10 protein-coding genes are annotated in these 14,403 nt (G+C 30.5%); 4 read left to right on the forward strand and 6 right to left on the reverse strand.

The features are described from left to right. Window positions 1-158: 158 nt before the first annotated feature. The 4 genes from SK086_RS01360 to SK086_RS01375 all read left to right on the forward strand — a co-directional run bounded on the left by SK086_RS01360 (window position 159) and on the right by SK086_RS01375 (window position 4,265). Window positions 159-1,394, forward strand: a complete 1,236-nt coding sequence (locus SK086_RS01360; RefSeq protein ID WP_324689229.1) for a tyrosine-type recombinase/integrase — start codon at window positions 159-161, stop codon at window positions 1,392-1,394. An 11-nt stretch (window positions 1,395-1,405) separates the two neighbouring features. Beyond that, window positions 1,406-2,197: a hypothetical protein gene (locus tag SK086_RS01365; RefSeq protein WP_324689231.1), complete on the forward strand. Its 792-nt coding sequence runs from the start codon at window positions 1,406-1,408 to the stop codon at window positions 2,195-2,197. 136 nt (window positions 2,198-2,333) lie between these two features. Next, the gene (locus tag SK086_RS01370) at window positions 2,334-2,609 is read left to right on the forward strand and encodes a helix-turn-helix domain-containing protein (protein WP_324689233.1); all 276 of its coding nucleotides are present in this window, start codon (window positions 2,334-2,336) and stop codon (window positions 2,607-2,609) included. A 96-nt stretch (window positions 2,610-2,705) separates the two neighbouring features. Continuing rightward, window positions 2,706-4,265, forward strand: a complete 1,560-nt coding sequence (locus tag SK086_RS01375) for a DNA primase family protein (RefSeq protein WP_324689235.1) — start codon at window positions 2,706-2,708, stop codon at window positions 4,263-4,265. 301 nt (window positions 4,266-4,566) lie between these two features. On the opposite strand, the gene SK086_RS01380 is transcribed toward SK086_RS01375, so the two are convergent. From SK086_RS01380 to SK086_RS01405, 6 genes are all read right to left on the reverse strand, one after another. Continuing rightward, entirely contained in the window at window positions 4,567-5,178 is a 612-nt protein-coding gene (locus SK086_RS01380; protein ID WP_324689237.1) for a restriction endonuclease subunit S, read from the reverse strand. Continuing rightward, window positions 5,171-6,673, reverse strand: coding sequence for a class I SAM-dependent DNA methyltransferase (locus SK086_RS01385; RefSeq protein WP_324689239.1), 1,503 nt, complete (start codon window positions 6,671-6,673; stop codon window positions 5,171-5,173). Before SK086_RS01385 ends, SK086_RS01380 begins: the two co-directional genes overlap by 8 nt. A gap of 1 nt (window position 6,674) precedes the next feature. Beyond that, complete coding sequence (locus SK086_RS01390; protein WP_324689241.1) at window positions 6,675-8,468, reverse strand: AAA family ATPase; 1,794 nt, start codon at window positions 8,466-8,468, stop codon at window positions 6,675-6,677. Further along, window positions 8,468-10,786 carry an EcoAI/FtnUII family type I restriction enzme subunit R gene (gene hsdR / locus SK086_RS01395; RefSeq protein WP_324689243.1) on the reverse strand — a complete coding sequence of 773 codons (2,319 nt, stop codon included), beginning with the start codon at window positions 10,784-10,786 and terminating at the stop codon, window positions 8,468-8,470. The genes SK086_RS01390 and hsdR overlap by 1 nt, the downstream gene beginning before the upstream one ends. A gap of 297 nt (window positions 10,787-11,083) precedes the next feature. Beyond that, window positions 11,084-12,922 carry an ATP-binding protein gene (locus tag SK086_RS01400; protein WP_324689245.1) on the reverse strand — a complete coding sequence of 613 codons (1,839 nt, stop codon included), beginning with the start codon at window positions 12,920-12,922 and terminating at the stop codon, window positions 11,084-11,086. A 187-nt stretch (window positions 12,923-13,109) separates the two neighbouring features. After that, a complete protein-coding gene (locus SK086_RS01405) occupies window positions 13,110-14,360 on the reverse strand; it encodes a hypothetical protein (protein ID WP_324689247.1) in 1,251 nt (416 codons plus the stop codon). Between the last annotated feature and the right edge of the window lie 43 nt (window positions 14,361-14,403).

The raw sequence follows: 14,403 nt of genomic DNA on the forward strand, positions 1-14,403 counted from the left end.
ATAACTTTAGTCAATCTTACTTAATTTTATTTAATCCCTTTTTATCAAAGCATTACAAGGAATTAAATGAAGTTAGTTCACCTTTATTTTATTTAATTTTATAATTTTGTATGCAAATTGTATGCAAATATAAAGGTTTAACTAAATCAAACGTTTAAATGGGAACTGACATTCACTTAAGCATCTATTTAGATACTAGAAGAGTAAAGAAGAACGGGAAATACCCAGTTAAACTTCGTGTTTTTGTGCCATTTCCAAGAGAACAAAAATTTTATAATCTCTCACTTGAATACACTGAAGAAGAATTCAAAAATATTTGGGAGACAAAGAAACCTAAAAAAGAATACAAAGAGGACAACATAAAACTTAATGCAATTTTAACTAAAGCCAACCAAATTGCGGCTTCTCTTGAACATTTTACTACTAAAGAATTTGAAAATATTTTCTTCTCAAATAGAAGTGTAAACAAAAACGATGTAGCATACTACTACAACATTTACATAAATAAATTAAAGGAAAATAAACAAATCGGCACAGCTTCAAATTACGAATTGAGCTTAAAATCTTTAATAGCTTTCTATGGAAAAGACATGATACCTTTCTATGCAATTACACCAGATTGGTTAGAGAAATATGAAAGATATATGATTGATGAAAAGAAACTAAGCCAAACTACCGTTGGAATATATCTTCGCCCATTAAGAGCAATATTCAATAATGCTATAGAAGATAAAGCTGTAAAGATAGAATTATACCCATTTGGTAAAAGAAAATATATAATACCTGCGCCTAAATCTGTAAAAAAAGCACTTAACAAAAAATCCCTTTCTACATTATACAATTGTCCTCCCAAAAGTTCAGAACAGGAAATTGCTAAAGATTTTTGGTTTTTTTCTTATGTATGTTACGGGATGAATGTTAAGGATATCCTTCAATTAAAAGTGTCTAATGTGAAAGATGGGGTATTAACTTTTAAGAGAGCAAAAACATCTAGAACTAACAAGAACCATCTTCCTTTGAGTATTCCGTTACATAGTTTTGCCTTGAATGTAATCAAAAAATACGGCAATATTAATGGGAAACCGGATGAATACATTTTTAAAATTATTAATAAAAATCAATCCGCAGAAGAACAACATGAAAAGATAAAAAACTTTACTCGACTAATAAACCAGCACATTCTCTCCCTTGCACAATCATGCGGTATAGAGGAAAAAATATCTACGTATTGGGCAAGACATACATTTGCGACAAATGCGATTTTGCAAGGAGAAAGTATGGAATTTGTGAGCGAAGCACTTCAACACAGTAATTTGTCAACTACCAAAGGGTATTTTGCAGGATTTGAAAATGAAAAGAAAAAAGAGATTTCAGAGAAATTAATGGATTTATAAATAGCAAGCAAATGTCTAAAATTGATGATTTATTAAAACATATTTTCGTAGCTCAAATAGTAACGGCTAATCATAAAGTAATTGAAAAACCTGAAGGAAAGGGACAAATTGTTTTGAATACAACATCATACAATGATTTTAATTCATTAGATGATTTTAATTCATCCCTAGAATCAAACTTTGATAAATTTTGCGATTCTATAGAAGAACAATTAGATAATATTGTCAACAAAGTTGAGAGAATAAAATTCTTAGATTCAATTTTAAAATCGTTAGATAAAATTAACCGCATTACATTTGAAACAAAAAAAACAGGATTAATTCACAAGAATTATAAATTTTCAAATGATTTAGAGGATGAATTTTTTGAAAAAAATAGCACCGCTTATTGTAATGACTTTATACTATCTCAACATACTTTTTTATTAAAATCAATTGAGTTCATCAAAGAGTCCAAAAGACAAAATGAAAACTTTACTCAAGACGACATTAACAATCTTTTATTTGTCTCAAATACAAACACTTCAAAATGTTTAGGCATTAAAAAAATTAAAACAAAACTAACTGTTGAAGAGCTAGCATTTTTCTTTAAGATCCTTCAAAAAGCCGAGATATTTCAACCAAATAATTCTACTGATTTTGCCAAGGTTGTTGCCGAGATATTCCAAACAAATAAAAAAGATAAATTGTCTGACAACACATTTATGAAATACTTTCATTCAAAACAACCATCAAGTGTAGCGGCAAAGTTCATTGGGGATTATCTCCCACAAATTAAAGAAGAAATCGAAAAATTTAAATAACACATCTTATTGATTATGTGTATGTTAACCTTTGGTGGCGCCACCAACCGCCACCAAAGAATTTGAATTTTTCAATATACATTTGAAAACCAAAACGGCTAATTAAAAAAGTCAACGGTATTATAAATGTATAATTATGACTAAAAATCAAGTTAAAAATGACTCTAATCACGGGTCAAGTGAAGAAATTCAAAATTTTTCATCAAAAACCTTTTTGACAATTACAGAAGTCTCTATTTACACCGGCTTCTCCCCTAACTATTTGTACCAATTGGTACATAATCGAGTTATTCCTTTCTACAAACCGGGACGTAAGCTCTTTTTTAAGCAATCTGAAATTGATGCTTGGATTTCAAGTTCAAGACAAAAGTCAATTGATGAAATTAAGAGAGAAGCTTCTGAAGGCATCTAACTACGGCATTCAAAAATTTGACAAGATGCAACCTAAAATATTAGGCTGCCTAACGGTAAAAAACATTATTAATTTTTAACCATAAATTTTAATATTATGAATGTAGAGATTAAAAAAGAGGATGAAATAAAATCCAATACAGAAAATATTAATGACAAAAAAGAAAACACTCAAGAGTTAACGGATGAATTGAAGTCAACAGCAGCATCAACACAAATTGATGTTTTAGAAAACTTACTTGAGTACGTAAAACCAGTTAATTTTAGAGAGTTTCTGAATATACCGGATGAAGTAAATATTACCAAAAAACATATTGTTGTAGGTGTTATCAAAAGTCTAAGAGAAACGGCAGTAAAATACAAATGGAATATAGCTAAAGTTTATGACTATATCTACGTTTACAACGGACAATATTGGTCACAAATTGACAGGGAACTTTTCAAAACATTTCTTGGAAAGGCGGCAATTAAAATGGGGAATGCGGAGTATGAAAGCATACATTATGATTTTAAAGAAAGTTTGCTAAAACAATTTTTAACTGATGGTTTTTTACAACCTCCCACTCATGTTAATCGTGAGATATTAATAAATCTAAGCAATGGCACGTATGAAATAATTGGAGGTCTTGGAAAGTTGAGAGATTTTGAACCAAAAGACTTCATGACCTATCAATTACCGTTCAAATATGATGAATCCGCAACTTGTAATACATTCAAATCTTATCTAGACAAAGTCTTACCGGATGAAGAAAGTCAGAAAGTTTTACAAGAATTTATGGGTTACATTTTTACTAAAGAAATGAATCTTGAAAAATGTTTAGTACTTACCGGCTCTGGGCAAAATGGAAAATCAGTATTTTTTAATATCATGTGCGCATTGCTTGGAGAACAAAATGTTCTGAACTATCCAATGGCAACATTCTCTCATGAATACAAAAGAGCCAAATTAGTAAACGTACTACTCAATTACAGTTCAGAAAAAGGTAATGATTTGGAAGTTGACACATTTAAAGCGTTAATAAGTGGTGAGCCGCTGCAAGCTAGAGAGCCATACGGCAAATCTTTTACTGTGAAAAATAAAGTGCGGTTTGTAATTAATGCTAATGAACTACCGAAGGAAACTGAACAAACTGATGCTTACTTTAGAAGATTTTTAATTATTCCATTTGAGGTGAAAATAACTGAGGCAGAAAAGGACATAAACTTAGCTTCTAAAATCATAAACAATGAGTTACCTGGTGTTTTCAATTGGGTTTTAGCCGGACTTCAGAGATTAATAAAACAACAGAAATTTACTGATTGTGCGAAATCATTTCAGGCTGTTGAAGAGTTCAGAAAATCAACTGACAGTATTGCATTATTTGTTGAGGAATGTAATGTTGTTTCTGATTTAAATTGTAAAACGGCATTAAAAGACCTTTACCAAGATTATAAAATATTTTGTGCAGATGATAACTATAGACCTTTTGCAAAAAGAAGATTTGGACAACGCCTAGAATCACTGGGATTTGAAAGAACCAGGTTAAATGATGGTAGTAGTGCTTTTTACATCAAAAGAACCAAGAAAAAGTTTTCTTTAGGAGATTCATTTGATTCAGAAGATTCTGATGATAATGTAAGTCTGAAAGAACTGAACATTCTGAACTACAAAAAATAAATTTTAATTTAAACTTTAAAAAATGAGAACAATTATAAAAATGATAATATTATACTTCAAAGGGTATAGATATTTCACTCCATGCGTACACAAATTAATTGATGTTACATATTGTATACACAAAAATTCAAAAGTCAAAGAAGATTACCCGGATTCAAATAAAATCCAACTTTTCAGTAAAAAAGGATTTGAAATAATTGAAAAGAATCTTGTAGAGGAATATTTAGATTAGCAATAAAAAAGGGGTTTAAAAACCCCTTTTTTATATTAAAATGAAGCGTATAACTTTGTGCGTTAGAATTTATAATTCTCCTTTAAAGGCTTGTTCTAATAAACTATTTTTAAGTGAATTTGAGTGATTTATATTCTCTTGCATAATTTCTATTGTTTTGTCAATTTTTTGAAATAAAGAATCTAGTTTTGAAATAATACGAGCTTGTTCAATTTTTGAAATAGGGTATACTATTTCAGTATTTTTAATGTCAGCGAGCGATATGTTTTGTAAAGCACCACCTCTTGCCTTATTTTTAGTCTCGTGTAAAACACTAGAAATTAATGTATACCCTAAAAATTCAGGGATTACTTCATCCTTGTAACCTCTAATAATTGCTAATGCTTGATTTGTGTTTAATGGTAAATCAGATTCTTTTACTAATGCTATTTTCCCAATAGTACCTGCTATACTAAATAATAAATCATCTTTCTGTAAAATTGATCTTGATTGAGCAAAATGAGCTTCTTCTGAAATAAAAGACTCAATAGATTTTAAATCAACGGCACCATTATTAATATTTTCAATTTTTACAAAACCAATACCTGATTTTTGAAAATTAAAACCATTCGTAGTTGGAGTTGTACCTTTTGTAATAAAAGATGCAATATCTCCCAGTTTTTTTCTTTTCCAATTATCCATGTATTTCTTTTTCAATTTCGTTAATTAAAGATTTATATTTTAAATCGTTACTTCTAATTTTCGACATTATCTTAGAAGCTGTTAAGTGTTCAATCTCAACTATTTTATTAGGGTTTTTAGCACTAATGTCATAATCAATTATTTCATTTATAGAAACTGTCCAATCATTACATCCTTCATATGATTTGCCATTAGTTTGGTTTCTTTTGTTTGGATTTTTGAATAGTTCAACAAACTCTTGCATATGCTCGTAAGCTATAGGCTTATTCTTCGTTAGTTTATAGGGAGGAGTAACATCATAATACCAAATTTTTGAAGTAGCCCCTTTTCTATCAAAGTATAGAATGTTTGTTTTAACACCACTATACGGCAAAAATACCCCACTTGGCAAACTAACTATTGTATGAACATTGAATCCTTCCAATAAATCTTGCTTGATTTTCTTAAATGCATTGTTTGTTTGGAATAATACACCTTCAGGAATAATTATAGCTGCTCTACCTTCTACCTTTAACATTTTCATAAAATGCTGAATAAATAGCATTTCTGTTGCATTAGTTTCTATTGGAAAATTTTGCTGTATTTGTGTTTTTTCTTTACCCCCGAATGGCGGATTTGCTAGAATTATATTGTGCCTTTCTTTTTCTTGAAAATGTCTAATGTTTTGTGTAAGCGTGTTCCCTTTATATACATTCGGACTTTCAATACCATGTAAAATCATATTCATCATCCCCATGACATAACCTAATGAAGTTTTTTCTTGCCCAAAGAATGTATTAGTTTGAATTGTTTCCCATTCGCTGGCTGAGTATTTGGATTTTTTTTCAGGCTTGGTTAGATATTCAAAGGCTTCAACTAAAAACCCAGCACTCCCAACAGCTCCATCATATATTGTCTCTCCAACTTGTGGATTTACTGTTTCGACCATTGCTTTAATAATTGCACGAGGTGTGTAGAATTCACCTGAATTACCTCCATCTGAACCCATACCTTTAAGCAAGTTTTCATAGATATGTGATAACTCAAAAAGTTCATCTGAACTTTGAAAATCCAAAGTATCAATTATATCAAGTACTTCTCTTAATGTATGACCACTGGCAATTCTATTATCTAAAAATTCAAATATTGCCCCAATTTTATATTTTAAGGACTTTGGATCATTGTTGTTATTTTTGAATTTTCGCAGATAATCAAACAAAGTTCTATTTACAAACTCAATTAAATCACTCCCAGTTAAAGCACGCTTTACATCCAGTTTACCATTTTCATCTTTAGGACAAGCCCAGTTTTCCCATCTTAAATCTTTACGGATTACAAATTCATATTCTTTACCGTTTAAGACTGCTTCATCAGCTTTATTAATTTCAAAGTCATTTAAGAATTTCAAGAATAAAATCCATGAAATTTGCTCAGTATAATGCATTGCACCACTAATACCATCATCCCTTCTAAGGATGTCGGTTATTCTATCTATTTTGATTTGTATATCGCTCATCTTATATTTTTCCTTTAATAAAGTTATAGACGTTTAGAATGTCTTCTGATATTTCATCTGCGGGTATTTCGGATATTATTGCAGAAAGCTTGTTGTAGTCAACACCACTTTCATCATTTGGAACTAAAGTTAATCCGTCTTTGAGATACAAGGGTTGCAACATCGATTTAACGTCCAAATTCCTAACATCATTATTGTCACAAGGGTTGTTTTGTATTAATTGGTTAATAGGAGCAAGATGATTATTTATTTCATTTAACTTTCCGTAATTTGAAAGCATACTATAACTAAGAAGATAATTTTCAATCTCTCGTCGTTTCCAGCTCATTAAATAAGCCGTTTTGTTACCAGTTCCTCTTAAACTTATTGTGCTAGTTCTACCTGCAGGTACAGAATTAACCACCAAACCATTATCTCTAACATCATCAGGAGAAAGATTATCTCTATCACAAATAAGAAATATAGATTTTGTATTAGGGTTTGCATGCTCTCTTCTAAATGACTCTATCCAATCCAATTTACTATTCCCAAAACGTTGTGAACTATTCTGATAACCTGAACTGCATTTTATGTAATGTATTTGCTGCATCACATTTAGGTCAAAATCAGGAACTTTCCTCTTACATAGTTCTGTAAATATAAACCAATCAAAATAGTCCTCAACAAGTGCCAAATACTTAACCTTACCAGCTACGGAGAGTTTGTAATTTCCACCAGCAGATAAAGATTCAAGTCTATCAAGAATTTTATTAGCAACAATATCATTTTCAATTTTACCCTTTTCAACAAGTTTTATATTTGAAAATTCGTTTAAAATTATTGAGTCGGCTGAATGAGTAGTTGTTATAACTTTTCCGTTGATAGTACCAAAAACATCCCATAACTTTTGAATATTTCGGTAATAAAGATGTGAATCAACTTCGTCTAACAAAAACAATGCTTTCTCAGAATCAAATAAGTCTATCATAGCATATATTGCTAATAGTTGATGCTCGCCATCACTTAGTTGATTCAATTCTAAGCTATCTTTGAAAAAAAGCTCACAATCATCTCTGAAAATAAATTGATCATAATTTGTAGCCCAAGCAAGAAATGTAAAAATTCTGTTAGCATCATTTCCGAAAATTAGTGCGCTATCCTCTGCTTTAATCCAACACCTTGATTTTACTATCCGCTCATCTTCTTCCTCAATATCTAAGTTACCATATAAAGACTCAATAAATTTAACCAAATATTGATGTAAAAATGTTCGTCTAACAGACTGATAATCTGGTTCAATTGCTTCTCTTTGTCTTGCGTTAAATATTTTATAGTTGTAATTTCTTCTGACTCTGAATGGAAAATAGATACGAGTCGAAGTATCATTGCCCTGTTCATCAACATCAACCAAATTTTTAGATTTTAAATATTCAATTACTTTACCATTTCTTTTTAATGATGTTGAAAAAAACAAAAGTAGTCTAACCCAAGAACGATCAAAGTATATCGTGTTAATTGCATTATCAATTCTTGAACTTGCATTTTCTTCTTCATCATAATTTAAGTCATCAACTACTAACTTTTCAATATTTCTAATATTCTTCTGAAAAATTGATGAAAACGACTCATTATTACCTGATGAAAATGCAAACAAGTCTGTATCTTGTTGAATATCTACTAAATACTTTTTAAAAATACTCTCTAGTATTGCGGATTTACCACAACCATTCTCACCCACAAAAGTCATTACGCTGCTGTCTAACTGCAATGTTTGGGGGTGATTATATATTTTATTTGCTGGTATTTCTAATTCCATTATACTGCTTTATAAATGTTTTGTTGAAGTTGATAGTATGCTACCAACAAATTTTTCATGTCACCAAAAACAATTTTGGCATCTTTTGTTGTACCAAGTTTCAGTTTTACAAGATCGCCAAGTTTGTCTCTTTCTAGCTCTTCAATTCCAAACTTTTCGTAATGATTTAACACATACTCTAAAAACTCTTTTGCTTTAAAGTTTTGGTAAACAGCAAAGAAATTATTTTCTCGAACTGCAATTGCTCGCTCCTTTCTTGTTTTTAAATCAGAACTAAATGATATATGTGAAAGCACATCAAAAATATCACATTCAGGAGAGGCAATCATATTGCGTAAAGCATCTAATTGCTCTCTATCAAAACCTAAAGTTCCAAGCTGTTCTAATAATTCTTTTCTTGTATCTGGATTAGCCCAAATTTTTCTAAGGTGATTTTCGTCTTGATAAATAGCAGGTAATTCCCCAACCAATTTTTCAAGAAATTCTCTGGCTGATAGTGGCTTGCCGTTTTCGTCTATGTATCTTGTATCAATGTCAATTACTTTTAAAGTTCTGCCGTTACTTAATTCTATTATTAGTTTTTCCTTTTTTTCTCCGTATTCTTCACTAGATTCATCTACAGTATTTGTTTGAGTTTTTTGGAGTTTTTTTTCAGAACCTGTCTTTCCGGTTTCGTCTGTTTCAATTTCATCCTCTGGAATTCCATCCCAATCTGCATCATAAAATAAATCAGTCGCACCGACAAAATCAATTATTGTAAAAAAATCTTTCCCATCATAAACCCTTGTTCCTCTTCCAATAATTTGTTTAAATTCAACCATTGAACCAATCGGAGAAGTAAGAACTATGTTTCTTACATTTCTAGCGTCTACACCTGTAGTAAGCATTTTAGAAGATGTAAGAATAACAGGAATATCTTTGTCATTATCTTGAAATGCCTCTAAAAATGTTCTGCCGATTTTTCCTTCGTCAGATGTTACTCTCACGCAATAGTTAGAGTCTGTAACTGTTTTGTATTTGTTAATCATATCTCTCAATTCTAGTGCATGATCTTGATTTACACAAAATACAATTGTCTTTTCCATTCTTCCAATATTATTAAGAATGGCTCGAGCAATTAAATCAGTACGTTGAATAATAGTTATATTTTTATCAAAGTCGTTTATATCATATCGGTCTTTCTTGATTTCTCCTTGAATAACTTTGTTATCATTCGTATGAATATATTCATCTATGTTGGTTTTAACTCTTTTTACTTTGTAAGGAGTTAAAAAACCATCAGTTATTCCGTCATTTAAAGAATACTCATAAATTGGCTTTCCAAAATATTTATATGTATCAACATTATCTTCTCTTTTTGGAGTTGCTGTTAATCCTAAATGAACTGATTGATTGAAATGGTCAAGTATTGCTCTCCATGAGCCTTCTTCATTTGCACTTCCTCTGTGGCACTCATCAATAATTATTAAATCAAAAAAGTCTGATGGATAAGCCTTGTAATATGCTCCGATGTTTTCTCTTTCAGCGATTGCTTGATATATAGCAAAAAAGATAAAAGCATTTGTTGGTACAACACCGTTTCTGCTTTTGATTTCTTCTCCATTAATTTTTACAAGGTCATTTTCATAAGGATTAAATGCATTTATTGCTTGGTCAGCGAGTACATTTCGGTCAGCCAAAAACAAAATTCTTGGTCTTCGACTTTCACCATCTAGATTCCATTTTGCTTGAAAAAGTTTATGAACTATCTGAAAAGAGATAAATGTTTTTCCAGTTCCTGTTGCAAGTGTCAATAGAATACGTTTCTTTTCCTCTGCAATGTTTTCTAAAACTTTATTAACTGCAATTTCCTGATAGTAACGTGGTCTCATTGCACCTGTCAAATAAAAAGGAATGCTGTGTAATTGTCTTTTTAATTCAATGTTTTTTCCGAAAATTTTATTGTAAAGTTCTTGAGGAGTGGGAAATTTTTCAATATAATCTCCTTTGCCAATGACTCTATTAAATTCATAGATTTGCTTGCCATTTGAAGAATAAACGAATTCAATTTTTAATTTTTCTGCATAATCTATTGCTTGTTGTAGTCCTTTTGTTGGGTGGTCATCAGCTTTTTTGGCCTCTATTATTGCAAGATTTATATTGTTGAATTTCAAAAGGTAGTCGAGAAATAATCTTTTTCCTCGTTTGTTCCCAAGTAGTTTTCTACCGTCAGTAAAATAATATTCTCTTTCAATATTATCAGAAGTCCAGTCACTTTCAATAAGTTTTGGATCAATGTAATTTGCTCTCGTATCGGCTTCTGAAATATATCTTGTCATAATTATTATTCCTCTTTAAGTAGGTCTTTTACACTTACTTTTAATATCTCAGTAATTTAATAAAGCACTCAAAGTCTTGGTTTTATCTGTTTTGTAAACGTTCGTTAACCAAGTCTGTTTACTTAATTTTCCTCATGTATTCTGTGATTTTATTAATTTGATTTTAACTGATTGACTGAGCAATACCAATTAATAGAATACTGTATGCTAAGATAATAGTTTTATGTAAAAAAAGAAGTACAACTCAAGAAAAACCAGCTATAGCGGATGAAAGCTGTTATGGGCTGGGGTTGCTTATTATTCGGTTGTGAATTTATTTTTAATCAAGTTCAAAAATGCTGCGTTTCTCGAATGTGCATCTTCAACAACCGCATCTAAATCCCAAATAAAGACACCTATAGGTAATATTTTTTTTGGACTCAAAGAAATTGCTACGCTTGTTTCTTTATAATACATTTTACCAGTCGAGTACAGTTCTGTATATTCGCCTGACAGCGCTAATTCAACTTCCTCATTAAACTCTATTATACCATAATACCAAATTCTTTGAATTTGATTTTCATAGTATTGCATTAGTTTTCGAGCTCTTTTTTCGAGTTGCGTCACAACTTTCATATTCTCCTCTAACGAAATACCTCTTTTCTTTAATTCCACAATTACTATATCGAAAGGTTTTTTGTTGTTAGGATTATTAGAAAAAACCAAGGCAATATCAATTCTATCATCATTTCTCTCAATTTCATCTTCTGTAATAAACGATATTAGTTCTCCAAATTCTCTGTCGCTTAAAATGGTTTCATAAGTCATATACTTATCATCAAGCAACCATGAGTTATTTCTATATAAATCATTTACAAAATTTTCTTTTTCAAACTTACCTTCTTTTCTTGTTGTGGCGAAGAGCTTGTGCAATTCAGCTTCACTATTATCGCTAGTAGATTTTTTTAGTTTATCAATCGTTAATTGTCTAAATAAAATATATTCAGTTAATGCTCTTGACGAAACCTCTAAAGCTTTTTCAAATTGCTCATTTGTTAAGCTACTTGCTTCTAATAGTTCTTTTTGGGCTTTAAAGAATTCATCTTGGGCTTTTTTTAATATTTCATTTCTTCCGATATAGCCGACGTTGTCATCGTCGAAATAACCGCTTAAATGTGGATATCTGTTTACAAGATTGTTTTTAGTTTCTTGATTCCGCCTTTTTATTATAGGTATGTTCTCCTCAATTATTGAAGCTACCTTTTTTCTAAAAATGGTTTGTATATCTTTTAAATCTGCTTTTGAAATGGTTAAATTTTGTCTAGCAGCATCTACTTTACCATTAAAATAATCTGAGAATAAAAGAAATACCATTTCATAACCCAAAGGAATATTCTCTTCTGCAACGATATCAACTTTAACTGTTCTATTATCAACAGATACAGCAGCAATTAAAGAACTTTCGTCTGGATCAACTTCCTTTATAGAATAGTGCAAATAAAAAGTATCAATTAGATTAATTGAACTTTCAAGTTCTACAGTTGTAAACTTTGGAATATCTGAATTTAGTAAAACCTGTTCTTTTTTATGATTGTTAATATCTGTTTTAATAGTTATTACGACTTTTTTCCCTTGTTCCTTGAGATGAAACAATCTTGAATAAAATTCTTGGAGTATTCTATGTTTTAAATAATCTCCACTTAAGTATTCATTTTTTGCAATTCTCGAAATTGCATAATCTGTCATTTTAAAATAAGTACCTGATTCTGTTTCTGGAACAGTTGTTATCTTAGAACTTTCTTCCTTAAAACTTTCGTTAAAATCAAATTCACGCCGCTTTACCTTATCATAATTACTAATAACTTTCACTTCGTCAAAGTAGCATAGATAGACTAATCTTCCTAAACCCTTATGTGAACTTTCTTCAACATCAAATAATTTTGAAAATTTATTATATCGTTCATCAGTAAATCCTTGTCCATTATCAGAAATTTCTATTTGTAAAGTTTCTGGTTGGTTTAATGCTTTTGCTGTAATTGAAATTGTAATTTCATTGGCTTCTGCATCAAGTGCATTTGCAATAGCTTCGAAATAAACCATCTCTAAAGATGAGTTTCCGAAGAACATTTTAACAGCTTGACTTAGTTTTACTTGCATTTATTTTTAATTATCTTTAATATTTATTCCATTCTTCATAGCCTTACCCGTAACGTTTCGATACTAGTGGCTTTTTTCGAGGCCCACGAACTGAGTACTTTCTGCTAAGATAAAATTTTTACGTGAAGAAAGAAGAACAACTTGAGAAAAACACTCTAGCTGATAACAGCTGTTAGCAGAAGTATTTTTATGGAATATGAAATAACTGTATCGCCATTTTAACTTCTCTGTTTTTATCTCCATTTAAATGGAATCTATAATTGAACCAGTTTTCATCACTTTTATTAACAAAAGCAATATAGTTACTATGTGTTTTAGTCACAATTTCAACTTTTGATAGAATAGATGTGAAGTCCTTTTGTCTGACAAACATTATTACAGAAGCCTTTGTATCTCTCCAAGTCAAATATTTTAATAGCTGATCTATAGTTGCTAAAAAACCTTTTTCACCTGTCCAAAACTTACATTCTGCAATGAACACAACTGAACTGTCATACCTCAATTGAATGTCAGTTTTCCCAGTTTTATTAAAAGTTTCACCAGTAACACTTCCATTTTCGAAATTTGGGTCTAAAATCATTATTATGTGGTCTCTCAAATCTTCCTCGCCCTTATCTTTATATACACTTGGCAATCTCTCAAAATTCTTCCCAACATCATTAATCAGTTTCAAGATTTGATTGTAAATTTCAATAGTTAATGTTGGTTCAGGCTTGAAACCAGAACTTTTGACTTCAGGTTTGTCAACTTTAATTTTTGTTCGTAATGGAGGTTTGGGTACTGCGAAAGTTTCAGTAGTATTTTCTTTTTTTTTCAGAGGCACACCTAATGAAGACATAAACTCATTTTTGGCTAAAAATTCGTTTTTACGCTTTCTAATTTCTCCAATTATCCATGTATATAAAGAATTGTTGAATTCTTCAATATTCTTTTTGAGCAAACTATATTTGTCATGAGTATGTTTTACATTATCATCATAGTTCTGCCTGATTTTTTGGGGATTATCATAAAAATCGATTACTTCAAGTTTAAGTTTTCCGTGTTCAACTTCAAAGCTTGTAATTCCACCTCCAAGAGTAATTGTATTAATTCCGGGCATGTATTTTAGTAACTCTGAGTTTCCTGTGATAGGAACGAAAAATTGAATAACTTTTCGCTTATATCTTTCTCCACTGTAAACATGAAAAGTTTGTGGAAAATCCTCGGCTGAAATTTCTTTTTCATAATGGTCAGCGTAAACATCATCAAAATGAATTATAGGTTCTTCAATGGTATTCTCGTCAACTAAATATTGTGCAAATTGTTCTTCACTAACATTTAATATGTAGTTCTCGCTTGCCGAATTTATCTCTGATTGAATTCCTTGGACTTTAGTTCTAAAATATTCACTTATTGATCCTTTTCCGCTAAAAATTCGATTTGGTGAATTTCTATACATATTTTTAAATATTACAGTTAACGTTTCACCGCTATCCGACTGT

This window comes from Flavobacterium cheonhonense (assembly GCF_035671315.1).
Lineage (GTDB): Bacteria > Bacteroidota > Bacteroidia > Flavobacteriales > Flavobacteriaceae > Flavobacterium > Flavobacterium cheonhonense.